Annotated in this window: 12 protein-coding genes and 2 tRNA genes; 9 read left to right on the top strand and 5 right to left on the bottom strand. The window is 72.0% G+C overall.

Annotated features, from left to right (window positions below; all coding sequences use genetic code 11):
- The first annotated feature begins 427 nt into the window (after positions 1-427).
- Positions 428-2,275: a putative bifunctional diguanylate cyclase/phosphodiesterase gene (locus tag ACN6LM_RS28115; protein WP_445068183.1), complete on the top strand. Its 1,848-nt coding sequence runs from the start codon at positions 428-430 to the stop codon at positions 2,273-2,275.
- 9 nt (positions 2,276-2,284) lie between these two features.
- Here the strand turns inward: ACN6LM_RS28115 and ACN6LM_RS28120 are convergent, their stop codons facing one another.
- Positions 2,285-3,397, bottom strand: coding sequence for an LLM class flavin-dependent oxidoreductase (locus tag ACN6LM_RS28120; RefSeq protein ID WP_445068184.1), 1,113 nt, complete (start codon positions 3,395-3,397; stop codon positions 2,285-2,287).
- 101 nt (positions 3,398-3,498) lie between these two features.
- On the bottom strand, positions 3,499-4,281 hold the full coding sequence (locus ACN6LM_RS28125; RefSeq protein WP_445068185.1) for a maleate cis-trans isomerase family protein: 783 nt from the start codon (positions 4,279-4,281) through the stop codon (positions 3,499-3,501).
- 350 nt (positions 4,282-4,631) lie between these two features.
- Between ACN6LM_RS28125 and ehuB the strand changes: the two genes are divergently transcribed.
- The 7 genes from ehuB (at position 4,632) to ACN6LM_RS28160 (ending at position 10,543) form a co-directional block, all read left to right on the top strand.
- Positions 4,632-5,534 (top strand): ectoine/hydroxyectoine ABC transporter substrate-binding protein EhuB, encoded by a 903-nt coding sequence (ehuB, locus tag ACN6LM_RS28130; RefSeq protein WP_445068186.1) that lies wholly within the window; start codon positions 4,632-4,634, stop codon positions 5,532-5,534.
- Positions 5,535-5,553: 19 nt separating this feature from the next.
- Positions 5,554-6,288: an ectoine/hydroxyectoine ABC transporter permease subunit EhuC gene (ehuC, locus tag ACN6LM_RS28135; RefSeq protein ID WP_132901956.1), complete on the top strand. Its 735-nt coding sequence runs from the start codon at positions 5,554-5,556 to the stop codon at positions 6,286-6,288.
- On the top strand, positions 6,285-6,929 hold the full coding sequence (gene ehuD, locus ACN6LM_RS28140) for an ectoine/hydroxyectoine ABC transporter permease subunit EhuD (RefSeq protein WP_445068187.1): 645 nt from the start codon (positions 6,285-6,287) through the stop codon (positions 6,927-6,929). Before ehuC ends, ehuD begins: the two co-directional genes overlap by 4 nt.
- Positions 6,919-7,770: an ectoine/hydroxyectoine ABC transporter ATP-binding protein EhuA gene (ehuA, locus tag ACN6LM_RS28145; RefSeq protein ID WP_445068188.1), complete on the top strand. Its 852-nt coding sequence runs from the start codon at positions 6,919-6,921 to the stop codon at positions 7,768-7,770. Before ehuD ends, ehuA begins: the two co-directional genes overlap by 11 nt.
- Before the next feature lie 184 nt (positions 7,771-7,954).
- Positions 7,955-8,713: an IclR family transcriptional regulator gene (locus ACN6LM_RS28150; RefSeq protein ID WP_445068189.1), complete on the top strand. Its 759-nt coding sequence runs from the start codon at positions 7,955-7,957 to the stop codon at positions 8,711-8,713.
- Positions 8,714-8,787: 74 nt separating this feature from the next.
- Positions 8,788-8,861: transfer RNA gene (locus ACN6LM_RS28155), tRNA-Lys, on the top strand.
- Between the two features lie 131 nt (positions 8,862-8,992).
- Entirely contained in the window at positions 8,993-10,543 is a 1,551-nt protein-coding gene (locus ACN6LM_RS28160) for an MFS transporter (RefSeq protein WP_445068190.1), read from the top strand.
- A gap of 116 nt (positions 10,544-10,659) precedes the next feature.
- Here the strand turns inward: ACN6LM_RS28160 and ACN6LM_RS28165 are convergent, their stop codons facing one another.
- The 3 genes from ACN6LM_RS28165 to ACN6LM_RS28175 form a co-directional block, all read right to left on the bottom strand.
- A complete protein-coding gene (locus tag ACN6LM_RS28165; RefSeq protein ID WP_164636379.1) occupies positions 10,660-11,250 on the bottom strand; it encodes a lytic polysaccharide monooxygenase auxiliary activity family 9 protein in 591 nt (196 codons plus the stop codon).
- A gap of 161 nt (positions 11,251-11,411) precedes the next feature.
- Positions 11,412-13,166, bottom strand: coding sequence for an SPFH domain-containing protein (locus tag ACN6LM_RS28170; protein ID WP_445068191.1), 1,755 nt, complete (start codon positions 13,164-13,166; stop codon positions 11,412-11,414).
- Between the two features lie 25 nt (positions 13,167-13,191).
- Positions 13,192-14,502 carry a peptidoglycan-binding protein gene (locus ACN6LM_RS28175; RefSeq protein WP_445068192.1) on the bottom strand — a complete coding sequence of 437 codons (1,311 nt, stop codon included), beginning with the start codon at positions 14,500-14,502 and terminating at the stop codon, positions 13,192-13,194.
- Between the two features lie 196 nt (positions 14,503-14,698).
- On the opposite strand from ACN6LM_RS28175, the gene ACN6LM_RS28180 reads away from it, so the two are divergent.
- Positions 14,699-14,772, top strand: a tRNA-Lys gene (locus ACN6LM_RS28180).
- Positions 14,773-15,035: the final 263 nt, after the last annotated feature.

A 15,035-nucleotide genomic window follows, 5' to 3' on the forward strand; every position in this document is an offset into this window, starting at 1 on the left:
TCTACCTCCGGTACGGGGAGCGGACACCTAGGGCCGCGGACAGCTCCGGCACGGGGCGCGGACCCAGGAACCCTTCCGTCCACTTTGTGGGGTTACAGCCGTTTCGTCACGTTGGACTCCCCCAGTCGTGTCGCCCACCTCCCCACCCGCTCCCTTCACAGAAAGTCACAATCGATCACCCATGCAGCGCGAGTGAACAGAGGTGCGCAGAAACAATCAGTCAGGGACAAACCGGATCGGCGTCCGCATGGGCCGTGCGGGTCGCGAACGGGGTGCCCGAGGGCCGGGGCGCTGGATCGGCCCCGGGCGCGCCCTCTATGCTTCACCTCGCTTTCCTGCGCGGTTTCCGCCTCTGACGACGGCACTCCACGCGGCGGGCCAGTCCGGTCAGAGGTGGCCGGGACAGAACTGCAGGGCGGAGCGAACGGTGAGCGCAACCTCCGGAGGGCCGGACCCCGAGGCGCCCTCCGCACAGCGACCCGGCATCACGCACAGTCACGAAGCATGGCCGCCCGCCGCGGTTGTCACCGAGGCTCACGACTACCGGGCCGCGTTCCGCGCCGCGACCCTGCCGATGGCCGTGGTCGACCACGAGGGCCTGATCGTCACCGCCAACGAGGCACTCGGCGCGCTGGCGGGAACCGGGGCGGCGGCGCTCACCGCGCAGTCGGCGGCCGACCTGGTCGACCTCGCGGCGGACGCCCGCGCCTGGCACGCGTACCGCGAGGTGCTGCACGGCCGGCGCTCCCGCTTCCGCTGCACCCGGCGCCTCAAGCACCCCGACGGGCGCTCGCTGTGGGCCGAGATCACCGTCGTACCGCTGCCCGACGCCCGGCAGGCGCACCGCGAGGGTGCGCCCGGCCAGGTGCTGCTCTCCGTCGCGGACGTCAGCGACCGGCGCGAACTCCAGAAGCGGCTGCGCCACCTCCAGATGCACGATCCGGTGACCCGGCTGCCCAACCGGGCGCTGTTCTTCGAGCGGCTGTCGGCGGCCCTGCGCACCCCGCCGCACGAGGGCGGCGCCGGTTCCCGGGTCGGGCTCTGCTATCTGGACCTGGACGGCTTCAAGGCGGTCAACGACACCCTGGGGCACCGCGTCGGCGACCGGCTCCTGGCGGCCGTCGCCGCCCGGCTCACGGACTGCGCCGAGCAGGAAGGGGCGTACCCGGCCGGCGCCCCGCTGGTGGCCCGGCTCGGCGGCGACGAGTTCGCCGTCCTGGTCGAGGAGTCCACCGGCACCGAGCAGCTGACCGGCCTCGCGCGCACGGTGCTGGGCGCCCTCCAGCAGCCGTTCGACCTGGGCGGGCAGCGGCTGGCGGTCTCGGCGTCGATCGGGGTGGTGGAGCGGCCCGTCGCGGGCACCTCCGCCACCGGCCTCATGCAGGCCGCCGACACCACGCTGTACTGGGCGAAGGCGGACGGCAAGGCCCGCTGGACCCTGTTCGACCCGGAGCGCAACGCCCACCGGATGACCCGCCAGGCACTCTCGTCCACGCTCCGCCCGGCCGTGGAGCGCGGCGAGTTCACCATCGAGTACCAGCCGCTGGTCGGCCTGGCCGACGGGGTCGTGCGCGGGGTGGAGGCCCTGGTGCGCTGGAACCACCCGCAGTTCGGCATGCTCTCGCCGAATCGGTTCGTCGCGATCGCCGAGGAGGACGGCTCGATCGTGCAGCTCGGCCGCTGGGTGCTGCGCTCCGCCTGCCGCCAGGCCAGGCGCTGGCAGCTGGACCACCCGGCGCGGCCGCCGCTGTTCATCAGCGTCAATGTCGCGGTGCGCCAGGTCTGGGACTCCGACCTGGTCACCGATGTCGCCGAGATCCTGGCGGAGACCGGGCTCGACCCGGCGCTGCTCCAGCTGGAACTGACCGAGTCCGCGGTGATGGGCTCGGCCGGCCGCCCGCTGCGGGCCCTTCAGACGCTCAGCGACATGGGCGTGCGCATCGCCATCGACGACTTCGGCACCGGCTACTCGAACCTCGCCTACCTGAGCCGCCTCCCGGTGTCCGTGCTCAAGCTGGACGGCGCGTTCGTGCGCGGTTTCCGGTACGAGGACGGCACGCATCCCAGCCCCGCCGACGAGACGATCGTCGAGGCGATGGTGGAGCTGGCGCACCGGCTGGGCCTGACCGTCACCGCGGAGTGCGTGGAGACCGCGGGGCAGGCCGAGCGGCTGCGCCGGATCGGCTGCGACACCGGGCAGGGCTGGCTCTACTCGCGGGCGGTCGCCCCGGAGCGCATCGCCGAACTGATCGGGACCCGCGCCCCGGGGGCGTGACGCACCTGCTTACGCCTCGGGCATCCCGTACGCGTCCGCGATCAGGCCGTAGCTGCGCAGCCGGGCCTCGCCGCTGTGGGCGTTGGCGGTGATCATCAGCTCGTCGGCGCCCGTGCGCTTGGCCAGGTCGTCCAGGCCGGAGCGGACCTCGTCGGCGGTGCCGTGGACGATGTTGACCAGCCAGTTGTCCACGAACTCCCGCTCCATCGGGGAGAAGGCGTACGCCTCCGCCTCCTCGGGCGTGGGCACGAGACCGGGCCGCCCGGACCGCAGCCGGAGCATCGACAGTGCGCCGGTCAGCACCTGGCGCCGCGCCTCGCGCTCGTCGTCGGCGGCCAGCGCGGCGACGCCGATCAGGGCGTACGGCGCGTCGAGCACCGTGGACGGCTTGAAGGAGTCCCGGTACAGCTCCAGGGCCGGCACGGTGTTCTGGGCCGAGAAGTGGTGCGCGAAGGCGAACGGCAGCCCGAGCACCCCGGCGAGCCGGGCGCTGAAGCCGGACGAGCCGAGCAGCCAGATGGGCGGGCGCGCCGAGGACTGGACGCCGCCCTCGGCGGTGGCCTGGACGGGTCCGGGGACCGCGTGGATGCGGGCGTAGGGGTGGCCGTCGGGGAAGTCGTCGTCCAGGAACCGGGTCAGCTCCATGAGCTGCTGCGGGAAGTCGTCCGCGCCCTCGTTCAGCCGGTCCGTGCGCCGGAGCGCCGCCGCCGTGGCGCCGTCCGTGCCGGGGGCGCGGCCCAGGCCGAGGTCGACGCGGCCGGGGGCCATCGCCTCCAGGGTGCCGAACTGCTCGGCGATGACGAGCGGGGCGTGATTGGGCAGCATGACGCCGCCCGAGCCGAGCCGGATGCGCTCGGTGCGGGCGGCGGTGTGGGCCAGGATCACGGCCGGGGACGAGGAGGCGACGCCGGGCATCGAGTGGTGCTCGGCGACCCAGTAGCGGTGGAAGCCCCGGCGCTCGGCCAGCTGGGCGATCTCCACGCCGGTCCGCAGGGCCTGACCCGCCGTGCGGCCCTGGCCTACGGTGACCAGGTCCAGCACGGACAGCGGCACGGGGGCGGTGCCCCGGGCCGTCCCGCGGATCTCGTCGCCCTGGATCTCGTCGCCTCGAATCTCGTCCACGTTCTGGCCTCTCCGGTGGTGCGCTTCAGTGCCTCGTCTGTCCGGAGAGCACGAACAGGAGGATGGCTCCGTTTATTCCGGGCGCAGCCTCGCCGCCTCCCCTACGAGCTCTTCCTCCCGTGCGCGTACGCCCTCCCGCTGCCCCAGCTCACCGGGGCCGGCGGCTGCTCGCGGTGGGCGAAGAGCGTACCGAGCCCCGGCGCCCAGGCGGGGCGGTCGGCCAGCCGCAGGGCCTCGCGGGCCGCCACCTGGTTCGCGGTGAGGACGGGCTTTCCGAGCGCCTCCTCCAGCTCGGGGAGGTGGGCGACGGTGTGCAGGGCCGTGTCGGGGATCAGGACGGCCTCGGCCTCGGGGCGGTCGGCGGCCCTGGCCAGTTCGAGTACCTGCCCCGCGTCCCAGGAGGCGGCCTCGGCGGCTTCGGTGACGCCCGCCGCGTGGGTGCCGGTCACCTCCATGCCGGTCTCCCGGAGGAACGCGGCGAACCGCTCGGCCACCGCCTCCGGATAGCTCGCGGCGACCGCTACGCGCTCTGCGCCCAGCTTCCGTACCGCGTGCACGAAGCCGATCGAGGTGCTGGACGCGGGTACGCCCGCCGCCCGGGCGAGGGCCGCGGCCTGGTCGTGGGCGCCCTGCCACCCGTAGAGGAAGCTGCCGCCGTCGCAGGCCCAGACGATGGACTGGACCCCGGAGCGTTGCAGCTCCTCGATGCCCGCGGCGAGCCGGCCGGGGGTGCCCAGCGCGCTCAGGGCCTCCTCGCGGTAGGCGGCGTCCGGGCTCTCGGTGTGGTGGACGACGAGTCTGATGGTGCTGTCGAGAAGGACCTCCATGCGCGGGTAGTCGTCCTCGGCGAAGTGGCCCGGGTAGAGGAATCCGACGGTCGTCATGTCCACCCTTTCTCTGCGCCTGCGCCTGCGCCTGCGTCTGTGCCGCACACGATCGCGGCGGCACTGACCGGTTTCCCCGCTCCTGTTCCAGTATTCCGCCATCCGGCCCGGTTCTCGCCCCGGGCGGACCACGCGTGCATGAACGGCGGCCGGACGGGCACCCGTCGCGGTACGGAGCCGGGGCGTGCGGACATCCCGCGCAAACCCGCCATCCGGCCTGCGCGTGGACACGGGAAGGTCACCCTCCGGCCACCGTTCGATTACATGCGTCCTCTTCCTGAATAGAAGCCCCGGATCGGGCAGGCGCCAAGCCTGTCCGGACCGTTCGACTGCTTCAGGAGATTGCGACCATGGCTGACTTCCCGAACCTGTCCCGCCGGGGATTTCTCAACCGATCGGCAGCGGTGGGCGGTCTGCTCGTCGTCCCCGGCCTCCTCGCCGCGTGCAGCAAGACCGGTGAGGGCTCCGCCGACGGTGAAGGCGCGCTGGAGAAGCTCCGCAAGCAGGGTTTCGTACGGGTCGCCTACGCCGACGAGGCGCCGTACGGCTACATGGAGGGCAAGGAACTCAAGGGCGAGGCGCCCACGTTGCACCGCGAGATCTTCAAGGCGCTCGGTGTCGACGAGCTGAAGCCCACCCTCTCCGAGTGGGACAGCCTGATCCCCGGCCTCCAGGCCGGCAAGTACGACGTGGTCAGCGCCGGCATGGCGATCACCCCGGAGCGCTGTGCCAACGCCCTCTTCTCGGAGCCGGAGTTCATCTCGCCGACCGCGATGATGGTGAAGAAGGGCAATCCGAAGAAGGTCACCGACCTCGCCTCCGCGAAGGCCGCCGGGATCACCATCGGCGTGATGGCGGGTGCGGTCGAGGGCTCGTACGCCAAGGGCGCCGGCATCCCCGAGGGCAAGATCAAGACGCTCCAGAAGCCGCAGGACGGCGCGGACGCGGTCAAGGGCGGCCGGGTCGACGCGTTCCTGCTGACCGGGATCTCGCTGCGCTGGCTCGCCAAGACCAACGAGGGCACCGAGGTCACCGAGGCGTTCCTGCCCGAGCTGGAGGGCGAGAAGCAGTACAGCCCCGGCGGCGCGGTGTTCCGCAAGGGCAACGAGGAGCTGCGTGACGCGTTCAACCGCGAGCTGAAGAAGATCGTCGCCGACAAGTCCCGCTATGTGGGACTCCTGCGCGACTACGGCTTCGGCGCGACCGAACTGCCGCCGGCCACCTTGAAGACGGCCGATCTGTGCAAGGGCTGACGGGGACGGTACCCACCGCATGAATGATTTCTTCTCGGCCTTCGCCGACGATCTGCCGCAACTGCGGTCCGGCCTGTGGGTGACCCTGGAGGCCACGGTGTTCGGCGCCCTGGCGGCGCTGCTCCTGTCGTTCGTCCTGGGTCTGATGTCGCTCAGCCGGCTCATGCTGTCGCGCGGGGTCTCCCGCGTGGTGGTGGAGTTCTTCCGCGGCACCTCGCTGTACGTACAGCTCTTCTGGCTGTACTACGCGATGCCGCAGCTGACCGGGTACGAACTGACGCCGGTCGTCTGCGGGGTGCTCGCGTTCGGCCTCAACTACGGGGCCTACGGCGCCGAAGTGGTGCGCGGCGCGGTCAACTCCGTACCGCGCGGGCAGTACGAGGCGGCGCTCGCGCTGAACATGTCGCCGCTGCACCGGATGCGCAAGGTGATCCTGCCGCAGGCATGGGTGCAGATGATCCCGTCGTTCACCAACCTGCTGATCCAGCTGCTGAAGGCGACCCCGCTGCTGTGGCTGATCTCGGCGGCGGACCTGATGACCGCCATCGAGAAGCTGCGCACCCGTACGGGCGAGACCCTCACCGCCTACGCGACGCTGCTGGTCTGCTACTTCGTCCTGGCCTACGCGCTGACCCTGCTCATGAACCTGCTGGAGCGGTCCGCCAAGCGGCGGCTCGGGCTCGCGGCGGGCGGGAAGAGCCTGCTGAAGTCCCGTAGCGCCGTGTCCGCCGCCCAGGCCGGAGGTGCCAGGTGAACCACGACTTCGACTGGGGAGCCGTCGGCGACGCGTTCCCCCTGCTGCTGGACGGGTTCTGGACGACCTTGCTGGCCACGGTGTTCGGCACCCTGGTCGCCGCGGTCCTCGGGCTGGCCATCGCGGTCGCCGGCCGGGCCCCGAGCCGGCTGGTGACCGTTCCGGTGAAGGCGGTGATGGAGTTCATCCGCTCCACCCCGCTGATCGTCCAGCTGGTGGGCGCGGCGGCGCTGTTCACTTCCGTGGAGCCGCTGACCGTCGGCATCGTGGTGCTGGGCATCCACTACGCCACGTACACCTCCGAGGTGTACCGCGCGGGGATCGACGCCGTGCCGAAGGGGCAGTGGGAGGCGTGCCGGGCGCTGTCGATGACGCCCCGGCGGACCTGGCAGGCGGTGATCCTGCCGCAGGCCGTGCGCAACGTGGTGCCCGCGCTGGGCAACTACGCGATCTCGATGTTCAAGGAGACCCCCTTCCTCGCCGTGATCACCGTGCACGAGATGGTCTTCGAGGCACGCGACTACGGTTCACAGCACTTCGTCTTCACCGAGGTGTTCACGCTCGCCGGCCTGATCTTCCTGGTCGCGAGCTACCCCACGTCACTCCTGATGAGGAAGCTGGAGAAGCGCCTTGGCCACTGAGCCCCTCCCCCTGCAGAAGAACGCGGCCACGGCCCCCGAGGACGTCGTGCCCGTCGCCGTGTCCAAGGACGACGGGCACCCGCTGGTCCGCTTCGACAAGGTCGTCAAGCGCTACGGGGACCACACGGTCCTGGACGAGCTGGACTTCACGGTCGAGCGCGGCGAGCACGTCACCCTGATCGGGCCCAGCGGCTCGGGCAAGACGACGATCCTGCGCCTGCTGATGACGCTGGAGCGGGTCAGCGACGGCGTGATCTGGATCAACGGCGAGCCGCTCACGCACCTCCGGGCGCCGGACGGCTCGCTGAAGCCGGCGTCCGAGAAGCACCTGCGCGCGGCCCGCCGGAAGATCGGCATGGTCTTCCAGCAGTTCAACCTCTTCCCCAACATGAAGGTGCTCCAGAACATCACCGAGGCGCCCGTCAACGTCCTCGGCATGGACCGGGACAAGGCGGAGGCCCGGGCCCGGGAGCTGCTGGACCTCGTCGGGCTCTCCGGCAAGGTCGACGCGCACCCCTCGCAGCTGTCCGGCGGGCAGCAGCAGCGGGTCGCGATCGCCCGTGCGCTGGCGATGGAGCCGGAGATCCTGCTCCTGGACGAGGTGACGTCCGCGCTCGACCCCGAGCTGGTGGCGGGGGTGCTGGAGCTGCTGACGGACATCGCCAGGAACACCGACATCACGATGGTCTGCGTGACCCACGAGATGAGCTTCGCCCGGGACGTCTCGGAGAAGGTGCTGATGTTCGACGCCGGACGGGTCGTGGAGGCCGGTCCGCCGGAGAAAATATTCTCCGATCCCTCGCACGAACGCACGCGCGAATTCCTCAACGCAGTGCTGTGACCTCGGCATCCGTCGCTCGCGCATGACCATGGCATATGCCATACGGGTGCGCCCCTGCTGACAGCTCCGGGGCGCACCCACGAGTCCGCCGCACACCGCCCTGAACAGGCCATCGGCGGCTATCGTGGGGGCGAGGTCGACGGCCCACCAACCGGCCTCCGGTCCCGACTTGCAGGGGGAATCCGTGGTGCTGAAGCCCGAACCGACCGCGCCGTTCCACTCGGTGCAGTACGCCCTCCGCGTGCTCGAAACGGTCTCGAAGCACGGCAGCGGGGTCACGGAGACCCAGCTCTCCCGGGAGACGGGGCTGCCCTCCGGCCACCTCACCTCCCTGCTGCTGACGCTGCGCCGCGAGGGTTACGTGGAGCAGATCACCGACGGGGCGTACGTCATCGGCGCCTCGCTGCTGCTCCTCGGCTCGGGCGCCGCCCGCCGCCAGGCGCTGGAGTCCAAGCTCCAGCAGACCCTGGCCCAGCTCCGCGACTCGGTGGGCGCGGCGGTCTACATCAGCCGGTACATCGACGGCGAGATCCGCGTCACGCAGTACGCCGACAGCCCGCTCACCCCGGCGGTCAACGAGTGGGTGGACTTCAGGTCAGCGGCGCACGCCTCGGCGATCGGCAAGTGCCTGCTGACCCAGCTCGACCAGAACGGCCGGCGCGACCACATCGCCCGGCACAAGACGCCCCGGCTGACCTCGCGGACGATCACCAGCGAGAAGGTCCTCCTCTCCAAGCTGGACAGCCAGCCGGCCACGGTCCCGGTGCTCGACCTCCAGGAGTACGCGGTCGGCACGGTGTGCGCGGCGGTGCCGCTGACCGCCGGGTCGTCGGCGGGCTGCCTGGCGCTGTCGATGCCGGTGAAGGACGCGCACCGGCTGCGCGCGGCGGCGGACACGCTGAACCGGCGCGCGGCCCCGATGCTGCTGTCGCTGGCCCTGTAGGACCGGCCGCCGGGGCGGCAGGGCAGGCGGTCACCAGCACCCCTCCGGACCAGGTATTATTTTCACGTCAGCAGGCGCCGCTAGCTCAGTTGGTTAGAGCAGCTGACTCTTAATCAGCGGGTCCGGGGTTCGAGTCCCTGGCGGCGCACAGACAACGCACGAGGCGGTTTCCGTATCAACGGAGACCGCCTCGTGCGTTGTGTGCTGCCCGCAGTTATGTACGAACGTTTTACACAGACGTACTAGACACCTGTTTTAAACAGCCGTATATTCCTTGGCATGACGAACCCCACGAGCACCACCGCCGCCTCCGGCGCACTCGCCGGACGTCGGGAGTGGACCGCCTTCCTGGTCCTGCTCCTCCCCCTCCTCCTCGTCTCGATGGACATCTCCGTCCTCTTCTTCGCGATCCCGTCCATCGACCGGGACCTCGCACCCAGCGCCACCCAGCAGCTGTGGATCTTCGACGTGTACGCCTTCGCCCTGGCCGGCCTCCTCATCACGATGGGCTCCCTGGGCGACCGCATCGGGCGCCGGAAGCTGCTGATGATCGGGGCGCTCGCCTTCGGCGCCGCCTCGGTCTGCGCCGCCTACGCGAACAGCCCGGAGATGCTGATCGCGGCCCGGGCGGTCCTCGGCATCGGCGGGGCGACGCTGATGCCCTCCACGATCGGGCTCGTGCGCAACATGTTCCGGAACGAGCAGCAGCGGGCGAAGGCGATCGGCATCTGGTCGGGCGCCATGGCCGGCGGGGTCGCGCTCGGCTCGGTGCTCAGCGGGGTGATGCTCCAGCACTTCTGGTGGGGCTCGGTCTTCCTGATCAACGTGCCCGCGATGGTCCTGCTGCTGGTGCTCGTGCCGCTGCTGGTGCCGGAGTTCAAGGACCCGAACCCGGGCCGCTTCGACTTCCTGAGCGTCCCGCTGTCCATGGGCACGGTGCTGCCGGTGGTCTACGGCATCAAGGAGAGCGCCGCCCACGGGTTCGACATCGCCTGGGCCGCTGTGATCGCCGCCGGGCTGGCCGTCGGCTGGGTCTTCGTCCACCGGCAGCGCACCCGCTCCGACGCGATGATCAGCCGGGAGCTGTTCCGGGGCCGGGGCTTCGGCACCGGGATCGGGCTCAACGCGCTGGCCGCCTTCGCGATGATGGGCTCGGCCTTCTTCACCACCCAGTACCTTCAGTCGGTGCTCGGCATGAGCACGATGGAGGCCGCGCTGTGGAGCCTGGCCCCGTCCCTGGCGGTGGGTGCGGCGGCCCCCGCGGCGACCGCGCTCGGCCAGCGGGTCCCGCGGGCGTACGTGGTCTGCGGCGGGTTCACCGTCGGCGCGGCGGGCTTCGGGGTCTTCACGCTGGCCGGGACCGACTCGCTGGTCCTGTTGCTGATCGGCTCGGCCGTGATGAGCAGTGGCATCGTCGCGGTGATGGCGCTGGTCTCGGACATGGCGATGGCCGTCAGCCCGCCGGAGAAGGCCGGCTCGGCCGCCTCGCTCCTGGAGACCGGGCAGGAGTTCGGCGGGGCGCTCGGCATGGCCCTCCTGGGCGCCGTCGCCACCGCGGTCTACCGGGCGGACATGCCCGCCTCCGCCCCCGAGGCCGCCCGCAAGACCCTGCCGGGCGCGCTGTCCACCGGTGACCACTCGCTGATCGCGATCGGCCAGGACGCCTTCGTGCACAGCATGCGGTACGCCTCGGTGACCGGCACCCTGATCCTGCTGACCGGCGCGGTGCTCGCGGCGACCCTGCTGCGCCGGGCGACCCGGACGGCCCCGGCCGCCGGGGAGACCGCCGCCGGGACGCCGGCCGCGCCCCCGCTCCCGGCCCAGGTCTGACCGTGGCCCGGCCCGGACCGGCACAGCGGAACCCCGGGGAGTCCTTGGACTCCCCGGGGTTCGCCGTGCTGCCCGCCGGCAGCACGTCACCTAAGCGGCACGGGCACTCGCCGACGTCAGAACTGGACGTCCGAGCACGCGTAGAACGCGTTGGCCGTGTCCGCGACGTTCCAGACGCTCAGGATGATGTGCTTCCCCGACTTCTGGGTGGGGATGGTGCCCTGCTGGGTCAGGGTCGCCGGGGGCTGCTTGCCGCCGTAGGGCACCGTCATGAAGGGCTGCGGCTCCAGGTCGGCCCGGGTGAGCGGCTTGGTGGGGTCCCAGCCGTCCTTGGTGATGTAGTACCGGAAGTCCGACGTGGCGTGGCGGGCGGTGAACTGCCAGCGGAAGCTGAAGCCCTGACCGGCCGTCACCTTGGTGGCGGGCCAGTTGCCGCCGCGCGGGTCGTCCAGCTGGGCGAACTCGCCGTGACCCCCGGAACAGATCTTTCCGTCCGCCGGTCCGGCCGCCGGGAAGCCCTTCGGACCCTCGACGCTCTGCGGCTCCCACTGGATGTTGCCGCAACCGGTCACCGTGCCGTTGGCGCACAGCTTCTGACGGCTGATCGGGTTGTCCGTGTAGCCGTGGCTGCTGGCGCTGCTCGTCGCGAACATCGAGACGCCCGCTACCGCAAGACCGACCAGGGCCGCGCTTGCCTTCATACGCATGTGTTGTCGCTCCTCGGATCGTGGGGGGAGGGGATTCCATGAGCACTGCTGCGTACGCGTTCTGCGGTCTAGACCAAGGCTTAGATTATTGCCGCGCCTTGACCATGTCCAGACCAATGAGCGTGGGATTCCGGTTGCCCGGAACCTCCCCCCACGCATCCTCAGGAGCCGTCGCCCCCGGTCCGCCCGGTGTAGAACGCCACCGTCAAGTCCTTGACCAGCGCCTTCCGTTCGTAGTCGTCCAGCTCCACGAGGCCCCGTTCCGTGAGCCGGCTGACGGTGTCGTCCACCGCGTCCACGACCGAGGTCAGCACGCTGTCCCGGTGCTGCGCGTCGATCGCCGCGATCCGGCGCCGCTGCATCGCCGCCGCCACCTCCGGCGCGTACTCGATCCCGGTCGGCTGGGCCGAGTACACCTCGACGCCGACCGGCTCGCAGTCCGCCTTCAGCATCCGGGTCAGCGCGTCGCCGACCGCCTCCGCGTTGCGCAGGGTGTGCGCGTCCTCGTGGAAGGCGTCGGCGGGCAGCTGGGACAGTACCCGGGCCATCGCGGCCTCGACCTGCTCGCGCAGGTACGCCTCGTGGTCCTCGATCCCCAGCGCCGCCCGCACGGTGTCCTTGACCCGCCACACGACCTGGACGACGACCCGAAGCGCCGTGCCGTTCGCGTCCACGGCGGGCAGCGGCTCGCTGCGCCAGTGCCGCAGGCGTACGTCGATCCGCCGGCGGAGCAGCAGCGGGCTGACCCACACCAGGCCGGTGCGCCGTACGCTGCCCCGGTACTGCCCGAAGAGCGTGAGCACCCAGGCGTGCCCGACCCGCCCCCGGCCCAGGCCGCCGAGCGCGAAGAGCACGACGGCCGCCAGGAACACGAGCGCCGCCCAGGCGCCGGTGGGCAGCCCCTCGTACGGCCGTGGACCGAGCCCGACCCGGGCGAGCAGAGCCGCCGGGACCACGCCCGTCCACCACAGCACCGCACCGGCCGCCGCGGTCCCGCCGAAGCCGGTGAGCAGCGCGACCCAGCCGGGCAGCGCGGGCCCGGGCCGCTCGCGGAGCCGGGGGTCGGCGTCGGGGGCGGGGCGGGTCGAGGGGCGCACCTGCGGCGTCCTCGGCACGGGCGGCCGCCGCACCCCGGCCTCGCCGCCCGCCGGCCGTACGACGGTGGGCGGCACGGCGGCGGCACCGGCGCGCCGGTCCTCGCGGAAGAGGAGGTGCACCGGGATGGAGGCGGTGCGCTCGTTGGCGATGACCGCCTGGTGGCGGCCGCTGTCCCGGACCGGGTCGGGTCGGGGCGCGGCGTCCGGACCGGGCACCCGGGCCCCGGCGAGGGCGAGGACCGGCTCGGGCCGGGGAGCCTCCGCGACGGGCGCGGCGTCCTCGGGACCGGTGGCCTCGGGCGCGGCGTCCTCGGGCGCGGCGTTCTTCACGAGGGCCCGCGCGGGCGCGTCCGCGGGGCGCGCGTCCACCGGCACCGCGTCCGCGGGCTCCTCCGCGCGAGCCCTCGTCCCCGCCGGCACCGATACCGAAGCCGAGGTGGCGCCGAGCGCGGCCCCGCGGTCCTCCTCGCCCGACCGGAGGTCGAGCACCAGATCGACGACGGAATCGGTGTCACCGCCGCGGTCCGGAGCGGCCGGCTCCGCGACCTGGACCACCACCTCGTCGTCCGAGGGCACCGACACCGACACCGGCCCGAAGAGGGGAGGTGGCTCGGGGGCGCGGGGCCCGGCGGGGGTCGCGCCCCGCACCGGCAGCCCCTCGGCGACCGGCAGCGCGTCCGCCGCGGCCCCCGCCGCCCACGCGTCCGTGACGCTGCCCGCTCCGCCCGGGCCGACCCATTCCCGTACCGGGACCGCCCCGTACTCCGTCTCCTGGCCGTTCTCCGGGTTTCCGGAGCTGTCCGACACCGTGGATCGCATTTCCGCCTCCGTCATGTCCGTCGTGTCACGCGAAGAGTCGCCGCCAGGTCTCCGGGCCCGGATAGCCGTCGGCCTCCGTCCCCCGCCAGCCCTGGGCCTTCTGGAAGGTCTCGACATTGCGCCGGTCCGCCTCGGTCCACCGGGGGCTGGGGCCCAGCCGGTAGTGCGCGCCGTACCCCTTCTTCACCAACTGCTTTCCGAGCCTGTCGACATGGCTGTTCGACCGACCCGGCCGGAAATAGCCCCGTCCGGGAAAGGCCGGAGCCGCCTTCGGGCCGGCCTGCCCGCTCGCGGCGGGAATGTCGCGGCCGGTTCCGGTCACCAGCAGCTTCCAGGTGTGGGGGCCGGGGATGCCGTCGGCCTCGGCGCCCTTCCACCCCTGGGCCTGCTGGAACGCCCGGGTGGCCCGGCGGTCGGCGCCGGTCCAGACCGGGTCGGGGCCGATCTTGTAGAAGCGCTTGCCGCCCCGGGCGACGAGCATCGCGCCGAGCCGGGTCACGTGCGCGTTGTTCGTACGGGGCCCGAATTTCGCCGCGCCGGGGAACGGCTCACCGCCGGCCTCGCTGCCCGACTTCCCCGTGCTCAGGCCCTTGTAGCGGTAGGCGACATAGCTCGCGGAGTTGGTCCAGTACGCCATGGGCGTCGTCTGCCTGCGGGTGTGCGGCTTGGTCTGCTCGTACGCCGTGTAGTGCGTGTGCGTACCGTCGGTCCAGCCGCCGAAGATCGTGACGTGGGAGCCGTTCCCGGGGTCGGCGAGGTTGTGGAAGAGCAGGATGTCGCCGGGCTGGAGGTCCTCGCGGGCGATGCGGGTGCCGTACGCGGCGAGGCTGCCGGTCCACTCGTTGCCCGGCAGGTTCCAGGCCATCGACACATAGCCGGAGCAGTCCTGCCGGTACCCGTCCGACCAGTACGCCGACATGCTGTACGGAACCCGCGCGTCCACCCACTTCTTCGCGCGGTCGATGATCTCGGTCCGGGTCGTCGCCCGTGGCTCGGTCACCGCCGCCTGGGCGGCCGCCGGCCCCGGCACACCTGACCCGCGCAGCGGACCCGGGAGCCCCTGGGGGCTGTCCGGCAGCGGGCCGATGCCGGTCAGCACCCCCGTGCCGGGCACCGGGGCGGGGTCGGCGGGCGCGCCGGCGGACTCCGCGGCCCCGCCTCCGAGCACCACTCCGGCGGCGGTGACCAGCACCATCGCGCGCCGCGCGCCGCGCGCGGCCGGGTGTCCCCCGCTCCGCACGGGCAGTCCGCCTGCGGCGGTCCGCCGCTGGGCGGCGCAGCCGGGACAGGGACAGTCGATGGCGGGTACGTACTCCTCGAAGGCCGGCACAGTCATGCGATTCCCCTCCGCAGTCGTCAAGTTCCTCGGGCGCATCTGCTCGGGCGTCAGCGTGTCAACGGTCGCGACCTACGTCACGACATACCGCAGTTTGACGGATAGAAGGGAAAAAACGACCATCCGACAGGCCGGTGCGGCGAGGGGATGGTCGGGAGCACCGCTCGGGATCGGGTAGAGTTTTCCAGGTCAGCAGGCGCCGCTAGCTCAGTTGGTTAGAGCAGCTGACTCTTAATCAGCGGGTCCGGGGTTCGAGTCCCTGGCGGCGCACGCACAGCCAAGGCCCCCTCGCTTCACGCGAGGGGGCCTTGTTCGTTCTCCGGTGCACCTCCGCAACCGCTTCACCGCCTGCGGAGGGTGACCGGTTATCGACGTAACGTCATAGGACGGCTGGGCGGACGGGGCGCCTCCCCCTACAGTGGGGTGTGCGGCGGACCCGGACGCCACGGACCTCCCGTGTCCGCGCCGGGCCACTCCCGCGGCCCGCGCACCGCGGTCGAGGACCGGCCCGGCCGCCACCCGGGGAACGGGCG

The sequence above is a fragment of the Streptomyces sp. SAS_281 genome, assembly GCF_052542855.1.